General features: G+C 64.7%; 19 protein-coding genes. 15 read left to right on the forward strand and 4 right to left on the reverse strand.

Annotated elements, in window-relative coordinates:
- The first annotated feature begins 1 nt into the window (after nucleotide 1).
- The 9 genes from rplU (at nucleotide 2) to DTX69_RS00250 (ending at nucleotide 7,197) form a co-directional block, all read left to right on the forward strand.
- Entirely contained in the window at nucleotides 2-316 is a 315-nt protein-coding gene (rplU, locus tag DTX69_RS00210) for a 50S ribosomal protein L21 (RefSeq protein WP_119299486.1), read from the forward strand.
- Between the two features lie 31 nt (nucleotides 317-347).
- Entirely contained in the window at nucleotides 348-605 is a 258-nt protein-coding gene (gene rpmA, locus DTX69_RS00215) for a 50S ribosomal protein L27 (protein ID WP_119299487.1), read from the forward strand.
- A 212-nt stretch (nucleotides 606-817) separates the two neighbouring features.
- Nucleotides 818-1,885, forward strand: a complete 1,068-nt coding sequence (obgE, locus tag DTX69_RS00220) for a GTPase ObgE (RefSeq protein WP_119299488.1) — start codon at nucleotides 818-820, stop codon at nucleotides 1,883-1,885.
- Nucleotides 1,882-3,015, forward strand: coding sequence for a glutamate 5-kinase (proB, locus tag DTX69_RS00225; RefSeq protein ID WP_119299489.1), 1,134 nt, complete (start codon nucleotides 1,882-1,884; stop codon nucleotides 3,013-3,015). The genes obgE and proB overlap by 4 nt, the downstream gene beginning before the upstream one ends.
- A complete protein-coding gene (locus tag DTX69_RS00230) occupies nucleotides 3,012-4,301 on the forward strand; it encodes a glutamate-5-semialdehyde dehydrogenase (protein ID WP_407643963.1) in 1,290 nt (429 codons plus the stop codon). The genes proB and DTX69_RS00230 overlap by 4 nt, the downstream gene beginning before the upstream one ends.
- A gap of 234 nt (nucleotides 4,302-4,535) precedes the next feature.
- Complete coding sequence (locus DTX69_RS00235; RefSeq protein WP_119299490.1) at nucleotides 4,536-5,144, forward strand: nicotinate-nucleotide adenylyltransferase; 609 nt, start codon at nucleotides 4,536-4,538, stop codon at nucleotides 5,142-5,144.
- Between the two features lie 24 nt (nucleotides 5,145-5,168).
- Complete coding sequence (gene rsfS, locus DTX69_RS00240; RefSeq protein ID WP_119299491.1) at nucleotides 5,169-5,591, forward strand: ribosome silencing factor; 423 nt, start codon at nucleotides 5,169-5,171, stop codon at nucleotides 5,589-5,591.
- 155 nt (nucleotides 5,592-5,746) lie between these two features.
- Nucleotides 5,747-6,661: a DMT family transporter gene (locus tag DTX69_RS00245; protein ID WP_119299492.1), complete on the forward strand. Its 915-nt coding sequence runs from the start codon at nucleotides 5,747-5,749 to the stop codon at nucleotides 6,659-6,661.
- A 116-nt stretch (nucleotides 6,662-6,777) separates the two neighbouring features.
- Nucleotides 6,778-7,197 (forward strand): metal ABC transporter ATP-binding protein, encoded by a 420-nt coding sequence (locus DTX69_RS00250; RefSeq protein WP_119299493.1) that lies wholly within the window; start codon nucleotides 6,778-6,780, stop codon nucleotides 7,195-7,197.
- 33 nt (nucleotides 7,198-7,230) lie between these two features.
- On the opposite strand, the gene aqpZ is transcribed toward DTX69_RS00250, so the two are convergent.
- A complete protein-coding gene (gene aqpZ, locus DTX69_RS00255; RefSeq protein WP_284735460.1) occupies nucleotides 7,231-7,962 on the reverse strand; it encodes an aquaporin Z in 732 nt (243 codons plus the stop codon).
- A gap of 406 nt (nucleotides 7,963-8,368) precedes the next feature.
- Between aqpZ and DTX69_RS00260 the strand changes: the two genes are divergently transcribed.
- On the forward strand, nucleotides 8,369-8,986 hold the full coding sequence (locus DTX69_RS00260; protein WP_119299495.1) for a LysE family translocator: 618 nt from the start codon (nucleotides 8,369-8,371) through the stop codon (nucleotides 8,984-8,986).
- A gap of 13 nt (nucleotides 8,987-8,999) precedes the next feature.
- Here the strand turns inward: DTX69_RS00260 and DTX69_RS00265 are convergent, their stop codons facing one another.
- Nucleotides 9,000-10,118, reverse strand: coding sequence for a succinylglutamate desuccinylase/aspartoacylase family protein (locus DTX69_RS00265; protein ID WP_119299496.1), 1,119 nt, complete (start codon nucleotides 10,116-10,118; stop codon nucleotides 9,000-9,002).
- A gap of 221 nt (nucleotides 10,119-10,339) precedes the next feature.
- Between DTX69_RS00265 and DTX69_RS00270 the strand changes: the two genes are divergently transcribed.
- The 4 genes from DTX69_RS00270 to DTX69_RS00285 all read left to right on the forward strand — a co-directional run bounded on the left by DTX69_RS00270 (nucleotide 10,340) and on the right by DTX69_RS00285 (nucleotide 13,639).
- Nucleotides 10,340-10,672, forward strand: a complete 333-nt coding sequence (locus tag DTX69_RS00270; protein ID WP_284735461.1) for a hypothetical protein — start codon at nucleotides 10,340-10,342, stop codon at nucleotides 10,670-10,672.
- Nucleotides 10,673-10,721: 49 nt separating this feature from the next.
- A complete protein-coding gene (locus tag DTX69_RS00275; RefSeq protein WP_119299497.1) occupies nucleotides 10,722-11,087 on the forward strand; it encodes a hypothetical protein in 366 nt (121 codons plus the stop codon).
- Between the two features lie 92 nt (nucleotides 11,088-11,179).
- Nucleotides 11,180-12,766 (forward strand): peptide chain release factor 3, encoded by a 1,587-nt coding sequence (locus DTX69_RS00280; RefSeq protein ID WP_119299498.1) that lies wholly within the window; start codon nucleotides 11,180-11,182, stop codon nucleotides 12,764-12,766.
- A gap of 273 nt (nucleotides 12,767-13,039) precedes the next feature.
- Complete coding sequence (locus DTX69_RS00285) at nucleotides 13,040-13,639, forward strand: response regulator (protein WP_119299499.1); 600 nt, start codon at nucleotides 13,040-13,042, stop codon at nucleotides 13,637-13,639.
- A gap of 78 nt (nucleotides 13,640-13,717) precedes the next feature.
- Here DTX69_RS00285 and DTX69_RS00290 read toward each other — a convergent pair whose 3' ends face one another.
- Nucleotides 13,718-14,389 (reverse strand): glutathione S-transferase family protein, encoded by a 672-nt coding sequence (locus DTX69_RS00290; RefSeq protein WP_119299500.1) that lies wholly within the window; start codon nucleotides 14,387-14,389, stop codon nucleotides 13,718-13,720.
- Nucleotides 14,390-14,411: 22 nt separating this feature from the next.
- Nucleotides 14,412-14,843, reverse strand: a complete 432-nt coding sequence (locus tag DTX69_RS00295) for a DoxX family protein (RefSeq protein WP_119299501.1) — start codon at nucleotides 14,841-14,843, stop codon at nucleotides 14,412-14,414.
- A gap of 241 nt (nucleotides 14,844-15,084) precedes the next feature.
- Here DTX69_RS00295 and DTX69_RS00300 point away from each other — a divergent pair, with 241 nt between their 5' ends.
- Entirely contained in the window at nucleotides 15,085-15,522 is a 438-nt protein-coding gene (locus tag DTX69_RS00300; protein WP_119299502.1) for a MarR family winged helix-turn-helix transcriptional regulator, read from the forward strand.
- The last annotated feature ends 5 nt before the right edge of the window (nucleotides 15,523-15,527 follow it).

Raw genomic sequence — 15,527 nt, forward strand, 5'->3', positions numbered from 1 at the left:
GATGTTCGCAGTGATCAAGACCGGCGGCAAGCAATACAAAGTCGCCAAGAACGACGTCATTCTGGTCGAGAAGCTGGAAGCCGAGGCCGGCGCCGACGTCACCTTCAGCGAGATCCTGATGGTGGGCGAAGATTCCAACCTGAAGGTCGGCGCGCCGCTGGTGAAGGGCGCCTCGGTCGTGGCCAAGGTCCTGGACCAGGCCCAGGCTGACAAAGTTCTGATCTTCAAGAAGAACCGCCGCCACAACTACCGCCGCAAGCGCGGCCACCGGCAGCTCCAGACGGTGCTGCGCATCACCGACATTAAGGCCGCGTAAGAAAACGCGCCTCGCGTAAGGAGTTCGAGCAATGGCACATAAGAAAGCAGGCGGTTCATCCCGCAACGGTCGCGATACCGCCGGCCGGCGCCTCGGCGTCAAGAAGTTCGGCGCGGAGGAAGTGCTGGCCGGCAACATCCTGGTCCGCCAGCGCGGCACCAAGTTCCATCCCGGTGCCAACGTCGGCATGGGCAAGGACCACACCCTGTTCGCCAAGGCGAGCGGCCGCGTGGACTTCAAGCACAGCAGCGGCGGCCGCACCTACGTTTCGGTGAAGCCGAGCAACTGAATGCGATCGGCGCGGGGCTGACGCCCCAGCGCGGCCATTCACGAGACGGATAAAGGGGAATGGCATCGGGCCATTCCCCTTTTTGTTTGTTCCCCCTCCCCGACATGGGGGAGGGTCGGGGTGGGGGAAGCGAGTGATGACTGTCTGCCGTGGAAAGCGGCTTCCTAGCCCTCCCCCAGTTTGGGGAGGTGATTGCAGCGAGTGTAGAGATCATGAAGTTCCTCGATGAAGCCAAGATCTTCGTGAAAAGCGGCGACGGCGGGGCCGGGTGCGTCAGCTTCCACCGTGAGAAGTTCATCGAGTTCGGCGGGCCGGACGGCGGCGACGGCGGCAAGGGCGGCGATGTCATCGCGGAAGCCGTCCCCAACCTCAACACGCTCATCGACTACCGCTACCAGCAGCATTTCAAGGTGCGGCGCGGCCATCACGGCATGGGCAAGAACCGCTCGGGGGCCAAGTCGGAGGACATCCTTCTGCGCGTGCCGGTCGGCACCCAGATCCTGGACGAGGACAAGGAGACCGTCCTGTTCGATCTCACCAAGCCGGGCCAGCGCGTAACACTGTGCAAGGGCGGCGACGGCGGGTTCGGCAACGCGCATTTCAAAAGCTCCACCAACCAGGCACCGCGCCATTCGACTCCCGGCTGGCCGGGCGAGGAGCGCTGGATATGGCTGCGGCTCAAGCTGATCGCCGATGCGGGGCTGGTCGGCCTGCCCAATGCCGGCAAGTCGACGCTGCTGGCGGCGGTGACGCGCGCCAAGCCGAAGATCGCCGACTATCCCTTCACCACGCTGCATCCGCAGCTCGGCGTCGTCCATGTCGACGACAAGGAATTCGTGCTGGCGGACATTCCCGGCCTGATCGAAGGCGCTCATGAAGGCGCCGGTCTCGGCACGCGCTTCCTCGGCCATGTCGAACGCTGCGGCGTGCTCATCCACCTGGTGGATGGGACGCAGGAGGATGTGGCGGGCGCGTACAAGACGATCCGCGCGGAGCTCAAATCCTATTCGCCGGTGCTCGCGCAGAAGCCTGAGATTCTCTGTCTCAACAAGTGTGACGCACTCACGGCAGAGGAGATCGACGAGAAGACCAAGGCGCTGACAAAGGCCGCCAAGCTGAAGAAGGGCCGTGGTAAGAACGCGCCCGCGCCCGTGCTGGCGATCTCAGGCGCGGCGAAGATGGGGACGACCGAGCTGCTGCGCCGCGCCTACGCCGTGATCCAGGAGACGCGCGCCAAGGAGGCGGAGCAGAAGCAGACGACGATCGAGGCGGCGCAATGACCGAGAAGCGCAAGACCGTCGCGAGCCTTGCGAATGCCAAGCGCTTGATCGTCAAGATCGGCTCGGCCCTGCTGGTGGATGAGGAGAGCGGCGGCATCCGCCGCAAATGGCTAGATGCGCTCGCCGACGACGTCGCCGCGCTGCGCGAGCGTGGCACGGATGTGATCCTGGTTTCCTCCGGCGCCATCGCGGTTGGCCGCCGGCATCTCGGCCTCGAGACCGGCACGTTGCGCCTGGAAGAAAAACAAGCGGCGGCCGCGACCGGCCAGATCCGCCTGGCGCACGCCTATCAGGAGACGCTGGCGCGCCATCACATCACGGTCGCGCAGATCCTGCTGACGCTCGACGACACGGAGGAGCGCCGGCGGCATCTCAATGCACGCTCGACACTGAATCAGCTGCTCAAGATGGGCGCGGTGCCCGTGATCAACGAGAACGACACGGTGGCAACCGCGGAGATCCGCTTCGGCGACAATGACCGTTTGGCGGCCCGCGTCGCGGCGATGATCAGCGCCGATACATTGGTGCTGCTGAGCGACATCGACGGCCTCTATACCGCCGATCCGCGCAAGGACAAGAGCGCCACCCGCATTACCGAGATCACGGAGATGACCGCCGACATCGAAGCGATGGCGGGCGAAGCGCCCACCGGCTACTCCTCCGGTGGCATGGTGACCAAGCTGGCGGCAGCGCGCATCGCCATGAGCGCCGGCTGCCGCATGGCGATCGCGGATGGGCGCCGCATGAACCCGCTGCAGGCGATCCTGGATGGCGGCACCTGCTCCTGGTTCCTCCCCGCTTCGGAGCCGAAGACTGCGCGCAAGCGCTGGATCGCCGGCGCGCTCAAGCCATCTGGCACTCTGGTCGTGGATGCCGGTGCTCTGGCTGCGCTCAAGTCCGGCCGGTCGCTGCTGCCCGCTGGCGTGATCAAGGTCGAAGGCCGTTTTGAGCGCGGCGATGCCGTGATCGTCACCGATACCCACGGGAACGAGGTAGCGCGCGGCCTCACCGCCTATTCGGCCCGCGATGCCAGGCACATCATGGGCCACAAGAGCCGCGAAATCGCCGACTTGCTCGGCTATCGCGGGCGTGATGAGATGATACACCGCGACGATCTGGTGCTGTCATGAATGTGGTGAAGGCGCATAACGGCGATCTGGCCGCCGATTTGAGCAACACGATGCGCACCCTCGGCCGAGCCGCGCGCGAGGCTGCGGCGCAGCTGGCATTGACCGATCGCGCGACCAAGGACCAAGCGCTGAAGGAAATGGCGGCGGAGCTGCGAGCCCGCAGCGCCGACATCCTCGCCGCCAACGGCCAGGACATGAAGGACGCCAAGGCCAAGGGGCTCACCGCCGCCCTGCTCGACCGCCTGATGCTGGACCAGAAGCGCGTCGAGGCTATGGCCACGGGGCTGGAGGAGATCGCCGAGCTGCCTGATCCGGTTGGTCGCACGCTCGCGGAATGGACGCGCCCCAACGGCCTCGAGATCGCGCGCGTGTCCGTGCCGCTCGGTGTCATCGGCATCATCTATGAGAGCCGGCCCAACGTGACCGCCGATGCGAGCGGCCTCTGCCTCAAGTCTGGCAATGCCGCCATCCTGCGCGGCGGATCCGAAAGCGCGCGTTCGTCGGCCGCGATCGTCGCTTGCCTGCAGGCAGGCTTGCGCAGCGCTGGCCTGCCCGCCGAAGCCATTCAGATGGTGCCGACCAGCGACCGTGCCGCGGTCGGCATCCTGCTTTCCATGCACGACTTGGTCGACGTGATCGTGCCGCGCGGCGGCAAGGGCCTGATCGAGCGCGTCGCGGCGGAGAGCCGCATCCCTGTCATCATGCATCTCGACGGCAATTGCCACACCTATGTCGACGGCGACGCGGATGCTGAGAAAGCGCGCAGGATCGTGCTCAATGCAAAGATGCGGCGCACTGGGATCTGCGGCGCGACCGAGACCCTGCTGGTCGACAGCCGCGCCAAGGCTCTGATCCCGACGCTGATCGACGACCTTATCAAGGCCGGCTGTGAAGTGCGGGGCGATTCGGCGTTCCAGGCCGCGGACACGCGTGTGAAGCCGGCGACGGACGCTGACTGGGACACCGAATATCTCGACGCCATCATCGCGGCGCGGGTGGTGGATGGCGTCGGTCAAGCGATCCGGCACATCAACCGCTACGGCTCCAGGCACACCGAGGCGATCGTGACGGAGAACAAGGCGGCTGCCGAGCGCTTCCTGCGCGAGATCGATGCCGGCATCCTGATGTGGAACACCTCGACCCAGTTCGCCGATGGCGGCGAGTTCGGCATGGGCGCGGAGATCGGCATCTCCACCGGCAAGCTGCACGCGCGCGGCCCCGTCGGCTGCGAGCAGCTCACCAGCTACAAATACATCGTGCGCGGCACCGGCCAGGTGCGGGCTTGATTGGTATGACGCACCGCTCTGGCGTCTCACTCATCTGTCATCCCAGCCTTGAGCCGGGATCCAGTGCGCCGCGGCTCGTGTGGCTGAACGATGGATCCCGGATCGCGCCGCTGACGCGCCCGTCCGGGGTGACAGGAAGAGTGGTTGCCGCGCTAACAGGTGCGCCTCCGCACGCCATTGTTCCACGTGGAACACGCAAAACGTGACAAGCTGACACGGAAAATACGCACGCGCATGGGGGGAAGAAGGCGCATCGGATTGTTGGGCGGGTCGTTCAATCCCGCGCACGAAGGCCATCGGGACATCAGCTTGGCGGCGATCGCCTATCTCGATCTCGACGAGGTCTGGTGGGTGGTCTCGCCGCAAAATCCGTTGAAACCGGAAAAAGGCATGGCCTCCTTTGCCGAGCGCATGGCGAGTGCCCGGGCCATGGCGCATCACCCGCGCATTCGGGTGACCGATATCGAGACAAAGCTCGGCACCCGCTACACGGCCGACACATTACGTAAGCTGGTCACGCGCTTTCCGTCATATCGGTTCGTGTGGCTGATGGGTGCCGACAATTTGGCGCAAATTGCCTCCTGGGCAGACTGGACACGAATCTTTCACCTGACGCCGATTGCGGTTTTCGATCGGCCTTCCTATACTAATAAGGCATTGACTTCCCTGGCGGCCCGGCGCTTCCGGCGGTCGCGACGGCGCGAAGCGGCGCTCAAGACCCTGGCGGCAACCCCGGCACCGGCCTGGGTGTTCGTGCATCATCGGCTGAACCCGATCTCGGCGACGGCGATCCGTGCCGAGCGTGCGCGCAAGAGGGCGAGCAAGTCCAAATCGGGTGACTAGGCCAACAGGCCGGCGGATTAGCCGATGCCGTCGGGTAAGGAGGTTAAAGCCATTCCTCGCACGCGTAAGGCAGTCGCACAGCAGACTGCAGATCAAGTCCATGATCTTCTGAAGATCGTGGAGACTTCCCTGGACGACGATAAGGCCGAAGACATCGTCGCCATTGACCTTCGAGGCAAATCCACCATCGCGGACTACATGGTGATCGCCACCGGGCGCAACTCCCGGCAGCTGGCGGCCATGGCCTCGCACCTGGACGAGAAGCTCACCAAGGCCGGCGTTCGCCGCGTCTCGGTCGAGGGTGCCGACCAGGGCGACTGGGTCCTGCTCGACGGCGGAGATGTCGTGGTGCATCTGTTCCGCCCCGAAGTGCGCACATTCTACGCACTCGAGAAGATGTGGGGCGCGGAGATGCCGAGCCCGGAGCGGCTGACCGCCGTGGGCTGACGCACTAGACGCCTCAGCGGTCCGTAACCGGGCCGCAACATGGCAGATATGCATGCGCGGCGGGTTCACGCGCCGCGCCAGGGTGGGCATGATGCGCCTCGCGGCCCGCCACCAGGCCGGCCGCAGCACGCAACGCCAGCCCTTCCCTTGCTCTCATGTGGATCTCCACCGGCGCGATTGTCGCCTTCACCGCGGCCGTTTTCTTTTCCACCAAGGCGATCTTCGTCAAGCTGACCTACATCCATGGCGCGGACGCGATCTCCGCGCTCGCCTTGCGCATGATCATGGCACTGCCGTTTCTGCTGGTGATCGCCTGGTATTCGACGCGCGGCGGGGCGCGGCCCTTGACCCGCGCCGACTGGAAGGCGGTGTTCCTGCTCGGCTTCGTCGGCTATTACCTCTCCAGCCTGCTCGATTTTCTCGGCCTGCAATACATCACGGCATCGCTGGAGCGGCTGATCCTCTTCCTCTATCCGACGATCGTGGCGCTGATCTCCTGGGCGTTCCTCAAGAAGCCGATTGGCATGAAGGGCGTGGTCGCGCTTGTGCTCTCCTACATCGGCATTGCGATCTCGTTCGTGCGCGACCTGCAGCATACCGGCGACACCACCGCCGTGCTCATCGGCGGTGGGTTCATCTTTGCCTGCACCATTACCTACGCGATCTACATCGTCGGCAGCGGCGAGATGGTAGGGCGCATCGGCGCGCTGCGCTTCGCCGCCTATGCGACCAGCGTGGCCGCGCTCTGCTGCCTGGTGCAGTTCGCGCTCACCAGGCCGCTCTCCGCCATCGTCCTGCCATGGCAGGTCTATGGCTACAGCCTCGCCATGGCGGTGATCGCGACGGTGCTGCCCGTCGTGATGACGGCGAAAGCAATCCAGATGATCGGCGCGCCCAAGGTCGCGATCATCGCCGCCGTAGGCCCGGTCGCGACTATCGTGCTCGCCTGGTGGTTTCTCGGCGAGCCGATCGGCTGGGAGCAGATGGTGGGCGCCGCACTCGTGATGAGCGGCGTGCTGCTGATCAGCGTGAAGCCGAAGCCAAAGCCCGTGGCGGTGCCGGCGGACTGATCCTACTTGCCCCGAGCGGCCAATTGTGCCAGCCTCCACCTCAACAACCAGGGGACGTAGAAGTTCGGGGCGAACCGGACCGCGGGTTGCTGAGGGGCCATTTGCTTGGGGGACTCATGGGCAAGCTCTTGCTGCTGTCTTTGACAGCCATGTTCGCGGTCGGCTGTGCGACATCGCCGCGGGATATCGAAGCCGTTCACGTGTCGCCGGAGAAATACCAGAGCTACAACTGCGAGCAGATCGCGGCGGAACTCGACAGCGCCTACCTCCGCGGCGCCCAGATGCGCGAAGCCATTGATGCCGATGCGGCGGGTGACGCGGCGGCCGTTGCCGTCGGCGCAGTGCTATTCTGGCCGGTCATGTTCTTCGCCATCGGCGATGCGGACGAGGCGGAGGAGTACGGGAAACTCAAGGGCGAGTACGAAGCATTGCAGGCGGCAGGCACAGCGAGGCAATGCGATATCGCGTACAAGCCCCTGCAGGAGCCGGCCAAGACGGCCTCGACATCGGCTCCAGGGGCAGGCGGCAGGAAGTAGGTGGCGGGGCGCTGGGCGCCCCGCCGATCACGATCACTCCGCCGGAGCGCGCGGCGGCGTCACCGCTTCCAATGCCTTCGCGGTACCGCCCAGCCACTTGTAAGCGAAGCCGCCGATCACGGCGCCCACCAGAGGCGCCACCCAGAACAGCCAGAGCTGCGCCAGCGCCCATCCGCCGACGAACAAGGCCGGCCCCGTGCTGCGCGCCGGATTGACCGAGGTATTAGTGACCGGGATGCTGATGAGATGGATCAGCGTGAGCGTAAGGCCGATGGCGAGCGGTGCGAAACCGGCAGGTGCGCGTTTGTCCGTTGCGCCCAGGATCACCATCAGGAAGAAGAACGTCATCACCACTTCGCACACCAAGGCGGCAAGCAACGTGTACTGCCCGGGCGAATGCTCCCCATAGCCGTTGGAGGCGAAGCCGCTGGAGAGCGAGAAGTCCGCTTTGCCCGATGCGATCAAATAAAGTATTGCGGCTGCCGCGACACCGCCCAGCACCTGCGCCACCCAATAGTGGATGATTTCGGACGCTGGGAACCGCCCGCCGGCCCACAGGCCCAGCGTGACCGCCGGATTGAAATGGCCCCCCGAGATGTGGCCGACGGCATAGGCCATGGTGACGACGGTTAAGCCGAAGGCGAGCGAGACGCCGGTGAGACCGATGCCGACATCCGGGAATGCCGCCGCCAACACGGCGCTGCCGCAGCCGCCGAGCACCAGCCAGAACGTGCCGAAGAACTCGGCCGCCAAACGATGGGTCATGGACATGGAATCCCCTCCAAGATCTGCGCCGGGATTCACTGCGCGAGAGGGGCGCCGACAGCATTCAATGCAGCCCTCATCGTGCAGCGTGCCTGGCGACTCGTAGGAATGCGAACATAGCTCAGCCGAGCGCGAATGGAAATCGCAGTTGTATTACCTTGGTTGCTTTCCAACCACATGAAGTGTAGTGTGCGCGCCATGAAAGAGGCCGCTTACACCCACTGCAGCCAGCAACAACCGCGCGACGTACTCGCGGCGGTGCTTTTGGCTGTGTCGAAGCGGAGCGCGTAGCAGGTCCACAGAGACCCGCGCTTCACCGGAATTCGAAAAGGCCCCGTCGATGCGATCGGCGGGGCCTTTGCTTTGGACGACACCGGTCGCTCTGTCAGACTGAAGGAGAAGACCGATGATCGACTTGCATCTCTATGCCGCCTTCGTGGCGGCCGTGACCACCTTGATGCTGATACCGGGACCGAACGTGGCGCTCATCGTCGCCAATAGCGTGGCGCACGGCGCGCGCTATGGTTTGCTGACGGTGGCGGGCACCAGCGCGGCCATGGTGCTGCAGCTCGCCGTCACGGCGATCGGCATGGCGGAACTGCTGGGCAAGCTCGGCAGCTGGTTCGAATGGATCCGCTGGATCGGCGTCGCCTATCTCTTGTATCTCGGCGTGACGTATTGGCGGGCGGCGCCCGTCGATCTCACCAAGGTCGCGCCCGAGCGCAAGTCCTCGCGCGCGATGTTCCTGCGGGCCCTGCTGGTGTCACTGAGCAATCCCAAGACCCTGCTGTTCTACGGCGCGTTCTTCCCGCAGTTCCTCTCGGGCGGGCCTGGCGCGAGCATGGAGATCGCCCTGCTGTCCGCGACGTTCCTGGCGCTGGCGATCGTGGTCGATGGCAGCTGGGCGCTCATGGCCGCGCGGGCACGGCGCTTTCTCAGCGCACGTGGCCGGCTGCGCAATCGGCTGGCAGGCGGGTTGATGATCGGCGCGGGCGTCGGTCTGGCGTTGGCGCGGAAGAGCTGAAGCGCTCACTCCATCAAGACGGCGGGGCCGAGCGGGGTGGCACGATCATCATGATCGTGTCGCCCGGCGCCGCCAGCTTCTTCAGGCAGCGCGTCAGGATGAGGCCGTCCCTACGCGCCCGGATCGGTGTGCGCGCCTTCACTGGATCATCGGCCATCGGGTCGACGATCTCCGCAACGAGATCGCCCGATTTCACGCGCTCACCAAGTTCGGCCTTGTAGGCCACCAGCCCGGCGACCGGCACCTCGACCATCTCGACGAAATCCAGCTTCTTGGCTTCGCAGGGTGCCGGGAGCGGACCGGGATCTCCCGCGATCAACTTGCGGCGCTGCAGGAAGCGCAGCAAGGCTGCAGCATCCTTTTCCGCCAATTTGTCGAACACGTCCGATTGCCCACGGAACTCCACCGTCGCCGCAAAGCATGCGGCCGGAATCGAGAAGCGATCACCCAGCTCCTTCCGGAGCTTGGTGAAGGGCAGCGAGAAGGTCTCATCGAAGCAGAAGAGCCCGGAATCGTCGCACAGCAGGCAGGCGGCTGCCCCCAGCTCCGCTGCGAGATCGGCGCCTTCCGGCCAATGCTGCGGCATCATGTAGACGTGCTGCAGCGCCTCGTCGTCACAATGCAGATCGAGCACGATGTCCGCGTCATAGGCGAACCCCATCAGGATCTGGCACAGCGCAGAGAGCTCATCGTGGTTGGGCATGCTGGCGATGGTGTCGGCGAGTGCGGCGCGGATCACGCGCACGTTGGCAGCCTCATCGTTGCCCAGCTGCGGTTCGACGCGCTCGCGCAGCCCTTCGAACAGGTCCGGCCAGTCGCGATTGAAATCGCCGCCGCCACGCGCATAGCGTGCGCCGGCATGGACGGTCAGCATGTTCTGTCCAAGGCCGATCGGGTTCGCAACCGGCACCAGCACGATCTCGCCTTTGATCTCGCCGCGCGCATCGGCCGCGCGCAGCAGCCCGAGCAGATGATGCGCGGCCAGCATGCCCGGCAGCTCGTCCGCATGCAGCGCCGCCTGTAGATAGGCCTTTGGGCGCGCGCCGGACGTGCCGAAACGGTGCACTTTCAGCGTCCGCTGCGTGCCGGGGCTCATGGCCGGCAAGGCGATGGTCTCGATGCGGTGGCTCATGCGGGATGGCGTGTCTCGCGGGTAGGATTAATCAAGCGTAAAGAGTGGGGCCTTGACGCGCAAGGGGGCGACGGTTGACGGCCCACTGCCCTGCGGCTACCTTCTTCCCATGACCACGCAACTCGAGCAGCGCATTGATGCGCGAATTATCGGCCGGGCGCCCCTTGGGCTCCCGGAAGCGATGATTTGCGTTTCAATCGCCACTTTGGAGTTTGCGTGCCATGCCTACCCCTGATCTTCACGTCTCTGACGCCAGTCGACCTAGCCTTCAGTCCCGTGCTCTTCCGCCGCTGCAGGCGGTCGAGACTCATTGTTTCGCGATCCGCGCCGCCGCCTGGCCCGGCATCCTGCCGCGCCTGATGGAGCTGTTCGCCAAGCGCAACCTGGTCCCGACCAAGTGGCACAGCGCGGTGATCGGCCCGAATGGCGAGGATCTGCAGGTCGACATCCAGATGGAAGGGATCGAGGCGGAGCTTGCCGCCTATATCGCGCGCTGCCTCCGGCAGATCTACGGCGTCGACAGCGTGCTCACCTCGACGAAGACGGCGGGGTGAGGCGGGCGCTGGTCTTGCGCGTCCCCGCCATAAGTCTAGAGTCAGGTTTATGACGCGTGCAGCCATTCTTGCGCTGATGGCGGCGGTACTTGCAGGCCCGGCATGCGCCGGCGAGGCGAACATCGTCGACGTGAAGGTCAGGAGCGCGGGTGGCGGAATCTACGACTTCGACGTCACGATCCGCAGCAACGATACCGGCTGGGATCATTATGCGGATGCCTTCGAGGTGCTGGGGCCGGATGGGACGGTGCTCGGCCAGCGGGTCCTGCTGCATCCCCACGTCGAGGAGCAGCCTTTCACGCGCGATCTCTATGGCGTGGAAATTCCTCCCGGGATCGACGAGGTCACCGTTCGGGCCCGGCATAAGCCAAAAGGGTATGACGGCGCAGTCATGACGGTTCCTCTGCCCCGCTGAGCGGAATCCCGCCCGGGCTGCGGCACTGAATCCCCTGGAAATCCGCGGAAAAATCCCTACATTCCCGGCGACTTTTGGGAAATCCAGGCCATATGCCCACGAACCTAGAGAAAGAGGTCGCCCGGCGGCGTACCTTCGCCATCATTGCGCACCCCGACGCCGGCAAGACCACGTTGACCGAGAAGCTGCTGCTGTTCGGCGGCGCCATCCAGATGGCGGGCGCCGTGAAAGCGCGCGGCGAGCAAAGGCGCGCACGCTCCGACTGGATGAAGGTCGAGCGCGAGCGCGGCATCTCGGTCACCGCTTCGGTCATGACCTTCGACTATGCGGGGTGCACCTTCAACCTGCTGGATACGCCGGGCCACGAGGATTTCAGCGAGGACACCTATCGCACGCTGACCGCCGTCGACAGCGCGGTGATGGTGATCGACGCGGCCAAGGGCATCGAGAGCCAGACCCGCAAGCTGTTCGAGGCGTGCCGCCTGCGCGACGTGCCGATCATCACCTTCATCAACAAGCTCGATAGAGAGGGCCGCGAGCCAATCGATCTCCTGTCTGAGATCCAGGAGACGCTGGCGCTCGACGTCACGCCGGCCTCCTGGCCGATCGGCATGGGCAGGAGCTTCAAGGGTTGCTTCGATCTCGTCAACGACCGGCTCGTGCTGATGGAGCGCGGCGGTACGCAAGCCGAGGGCATTGAAATCAAAGGTCTCGACCAGACTTTGCTGAAGCAGCATCTGCCGGCCGACATGGTCGAGCAGCTGCGTCACGATGCAGAGCTGGCGCGCGAGCTGTTGCCGCAGTTCGACGTGCAGTCCTATCGCGAAGGTCATTTGAGCCCGGTCTATTTCGGATCAGCCATCAACAACTTCGGCGTGGCCGAGCTGCTGAATGGCTTGGCCAAGTACGCGCCCGCACCGCGGCCGCAACCGACGTTGACCCGCAAGGTCGAGCCGACCGAGGACAAGGTCACCGGCTTCGTGTTCAAGATCCAGGCGAACATGGATCCGAAGCATCGCGATCGCATCGCCTTCGTGCGGCTGTGCTCCGGCGATTTCAAGCGCGGCATGAAGCTGCTGCATGTGCGCTCGGGCAAGCAGCTGAACCTCCACAATCCCGTGCAGTTCCTGGCGCAGGACCGCGAGATCGCGGAAGACGCGTGGCCCGGCGACATCATCGGCGTGCCGAACCACGGCAACCTCCGGATCGGCGACACGCTGACCGAAGGCGAGCAGTTGCAATTCACGGGCATCCCCTCTTTCGCGCCCGAGCATTTGCAGACCGTGCGACCCGAGGACCCGCTGCGCGCCAAGCACCTGGGCAAGGCGCTGGAGCAGCTGGCGGAAGAAGGCGTCGCGCGCGTGTTCCGGCCGCTCATCGGCACCGACTGGATCGTCGGCGTGGTGGGCGCACTGCAATTCGAGATCCTGGCCGATCGCATCCGCACGGAGTACGGCGTGCCGGTGCGCTTCGAGCCATCCAGCCTCTTTACCGCGCGCTGGGTCGAGGCCGAGCAGCCGGCGGAACTCAAGAGCTTCCTCGACGAGACGCGCGCCTCGATCGCGGAGGACCACAACGGCGATCCGGTGTTCCTGGCGCGCAACGCCTGGCACCTCGACCGCGCGCAGCAGGATTTCCCGAAGCTGAAATTCCTGAAGATCAAAGAGCAGCCGCACTGACGGGAGGCGCGGGGTTTGATGCTCCTCCCCACTCCGTCATGACCGGGCGAAGACCCGGTCATCCAAATTGGCATCCGTCGCTCATCGGCAGATTTGTATCATTGGAACTCGCCGCTGCGCGCCTCGCCCGGTGATGACTGGAAGGGCGAGGTGTCAGGGAACGTAAGGCCTTGAGCCCGCTAGCTTAACCCTTCATCAACCATATGCGCTCATACTTGCGAGACTGCGGGATTCATGATCGGATTCCATCAGTGAGTTTGGGATGAGCGCTGCATGGCTCTAGCTGCGACCAAGAAAACGAAGCTGCGCGTCCGCAGGCCGGAAGACCTGGAGCGGGTCGGCATCCTCGCGATCGAAGGGTCGCCCGCGATGATGGGCATTCTCTCTGGTATCCTGCGGTCCTTCCGTTTCCAGTCGGTCACCGTGCTCGGCAATTCCGACGACGCATGGTCGCGCCTCAACACTGAGCCGCGGCCAAAGGCGGACATCATCCTGCTCGACTGGAACGCGCACCCGGTGAACGGCGAGACTTTCGTGCGCCAGCTGCGCCGCGTGCAGGATGCCGCGATCGCAGAGATTCCCGTCATCGCCATCATCGCCAATGCCGATCGCGAGATCGTCTTCGCCGCGCGCGATTCGGGGGTGAACGTGGTATTGCTGCGCCCGTTCTCCGCGGCGCAGTTGCTCGACAAGGTGATGTGGACCCTGGGGCAGGATACGCCCTTCATCCGCTCGGAATTCTATGTGGGTCCGGATCGGCGCCGCTTCCGCGCGGCGGAATATCTGGGCGAGAAGCGCCGGATTGGCGAAACCGAGTATGTGCGCTCCGAGCACACCCATTCGGACGATCCGCAGGCGGGCGACGCCGCCTAGGCCGTTCGCATCAGGAACCGGCGCTGCGGAAGCGGTGCTGCGTCATATCCGCTCCCGCAACGCCGGTCGCTGACGTCGTCAAGCCGCCTGCTTCATCATCAAGTGAGACAGCCTGGAATTCCGCGTTTGGAGGAACTGCCGGAGACGCTCCGGATAGTCCGGCTTCACCGCCCGGACAATGGAAGGCCGCTCGGCCAGCACACGGCGCCAAGCCGCGATCTTCGGCTTGTTCGCGAGCATGCCGAAATCCGCGATCCGGTCGAAGGTGTCGAAATAGCGAAACACCGGCCCGAACACCGCATCCACCAGGCTGAAGCGCGCGCCCTCGAAATAGAGGCCGTCCCCGAGCCGCTGCTCCAGGCGCTCGAACTTCTCGGTGAGCAGCGTCGCCTTCGCCTGGAACGCGGCCTCATCGGTAGCCGTGTAGAAGTTCCACAGGTCCATGAGGATCGACGAGCCGAATTCCATCCAGGCGCGATGCTCCGCGCGCTTGAGCGCATCGGCGGGATGCAGCGGGTTGGGCTGCGTCTCCTCGAGATATTCAAGGATGACGGCGGATTCGAAGATGACCGCGTCGCCAACCTTCAAGAGCGGCACCTTGCCCAGCGGGGAGATCTTGAGGAACCAGTCCGGCTTGTTGGCGAGATCGACGTTGATCCGTTCGAATGCGACGCCTTTCTCCTCCAGCGCGATCGCGGCGCGCTGCACAAAGGGGCAAAGCTCGTGGCTGACGAGGGTGAGCTTGGTCATCGCGGACCTCCGTTATCGGTTGTTAGCCTTGGGCCGGACGCAATGCGGCGAACGGCAGTGGGCGCGACTTGAGGGCAAGCGCACCGTCGCCGATCAGGGCCTGCACCACCGAAGCGATCATCAGGAACACCGGATATTCCCAGCCGCCATTGGCGCTGCTGAAGATCATGCCGTTGGGCAGGTGCGTCCAGGTCGCCACCGCCAGCACCGGCAGCAGCGCGATCGAGACATACCGTGCATAGAAGCCGGCGAGGATGAGGATGCCGCCGATCAGCTCCAGCGCGATCACGGGACCCGCCATGAAGCCCGGCAGGCCGAGGCTGTCCAGCCAGCCCGCGAAGCCCGCGACACCGAACGCGGAGATCTTGAACCAGGCGTGGCTCACCCACATGCCGCCGAGGGTGAGGCGCAACAGGGTCGCGCCGGCGGCGATGGCGCGGGAATCGGTGCTCATGAGGGCAGCTCCTTGCCGATCAATGCAGATGCATCCATATAGATGTAAATGCATCCACTGTCAAGCTGGATGCAGACGCATGGAATTGATGTTAGGATTCAGGAGTGACCCTTCGATCTAACCACCACTCTATCTGTCATCCCGGCCTTGAGCCGGGCCCTATCCGTCCGCGCAGCTGCACCGCCGCGTGGGCCCCGGGTCGCGCTTTGCTTGCCCGGGATGACAGTGAAAAGGTGGCGGCATGAGCGAGAAACTCTCCGACGCTGTGACCAAGGCCTGGGTACGGCTGGTGCGCGCGCGGCATGCCGTCGTCAGCGCGGTGGAGGCGGACGCCAAAGAAGCCGGCGTGCTGCCGCTGGAATGGTACGACGTGCTCTGGGACCTGGAGCGTCATGAGGAAGGTGTCAGGCCGTTCGAGCTGGAGCAACGGCTCCTCTTCGCGCAGTACAACCTGTCGCGCCTGATCGACCGGATGGTGGACGCGGGCCTGGTCAAGCGCATGATCTGTCCCACCGACAAGCGCGGGCAGATGCTGTTCATCACTGATCTCGGCAAGAAGCAGCGCAAGGCCAGCTGGCCACACTACGCACGCGCGGTGAACACGCACCTGGGCGAGAAGCTGACCGAAGCGGAGACGGAGAAGCTGGCTGCGCTGCTGGGAAAGTTGATCGAGAGATAGCGCTA

Origin of the sequence: Dongia deserti (assembly GCF_003574735.1) — a bacterium.
Taxonomy (GTDB): Bacteria; Pseudomonadota; Alphaproteobacteria; order Dongiales; family Dongiaceae; genus Dongia_A; species Dongia_A deserti.

Excerpts from the sequence above, each read along its gene's own strand:
- rsfS (WP_119299491.1), top strand. The coding sequence starts at position 5,169 with ATGCCGTCGGGTAAGGAGGTTAAAGCCATTCCTCGCACGCGTAAGGCA.
- DTX69_RS00285 (WP_119299499.1), top strand. The coding sequence starts at position 13,040 with ATGGCTCTAGCTGCGACCAAGAAAACGAAGCTGCGCGTCCGCAGGCCG.
- DTX69_RS00275 (WP_119299497.1), top strand. The coding sequence starts at position 10,722 with ATGACGCGTGCAGCCATTCTTGCGCTGATGGCGGCGGTACTTGCAGGC.
- aqpZ (WP_284735460.1), bottom strand. The coding sequence starts at position 7,962 with ATGACCCATCGTTTGGCGGCCGAGTTCTTCGGCACGTTCTGGCTGGTG.
- DTX69_RS00270 (WP_284735461.1), top strand. The coding sequence starts at position 10,340 with ATGCCTACCCCTGATCTTCACGTCTCTGACGCCAGTCGACCTAGCCTT.
- DTX69_RS00260 (WP_119299495.1), top strand. The coding sequence starts at position 8,369 with ATGATCGACTTGCATCTCTATGCCGCCTTCGTGGCGGCCGTGACCACC.
- DTX69_RS00300 (WP_119299502.1), top strand. The coding sequence starts at position 15,085 with ATGAGCGAGAAACTCTCCGACGCTGTGACCAAGGCCTGGGTACGGCTG.
- DTX69_RS00295 (WP_119299501.1), bottom strand. The coding sequence starts at position 14,843 with ATGAGCACCGATTCCCGCGCCATCGCCGCCGGCGCGACCCTGTTGCGC.
- obgE (WP_119299488.1), top strand. The coding sequence starts at position 818 with ATGAAGTTCCTCGATGAAGCCAAGATCTTCGTGAAAAGCGGCGACGGC.
- proB (WP_119299489.1), top strand. The coding sequence starts at position 1,882 with ATGACCGAGAAGCGCAAGACCGTCGCGAGCCTTGCGAATGCCAAGCGC.
- rpmA (WP_119299487.1), top strand. The coding sequence starts at position 348 with ATGGCACATAAGAAAGCAGGCGGTTCATCCCGCAACGGTCGCGATACC.
- DTX69_RS00230 (WP_407643963.1), top strand. The coding sequence starts at position 3,012 with ATGAATGTGGTGAAGGCGCATAACGGCGATCTGGCCGCCGATTTGAGC.
- DTX69_RS00245 (WP_119299492.1), top strand. The coding sequence starts at position 5,747 with ATGTGGATCTCCACCGGCGCGATTGTCGCCTTCACCGCGGCCGTTTTC.
- DTX69_RS00265 (WP_119299496.1), bottom strand. The coding sequence starts at position 10,118 with ATGAGCCACCGCATCGAGACCATCGCCTTGCCGGCCATGAGCCCCGGC.
- rplU (WP_119299486.1), top strand. The coding sequence starts at position 2 with ATGTTCGCAGTGATCAAGACCGGCGGCAAGCAATACAAAGTCGCCAAG.
- DTX69_RS00235 (WP_119299490.1), top strand. The coding sequence starts at position 4,536 with ATGGGGGGAAGAAGGCGCATCGGATTGTTGGGCGGGTCGTTCAATCCC.
- DTX69_RS00290 (WP_119299500.1), bottom strand. The coding sequence starts at position 14,389 with ATGACCAAGCTCACCCTCGTCAGCCACGAGCTTTGCCCCTTTGTGCAG.
- DTX69_RS00250 (WP_119299493.1), top strand. The coding sequence starts at position 6,778 with ATGGGCAAGCTCTTGCTGCTGTCTTTGACAGCCATGTTCGCGGTCGGC.
- DTX69_RS00280 (WP_119299498.1), top strand. The coding sequence starts at position 11,180 with ATGCCCACGAACCTAGAGAAAGAGGTCGCCCGGCGGCGTACCTTCGCC.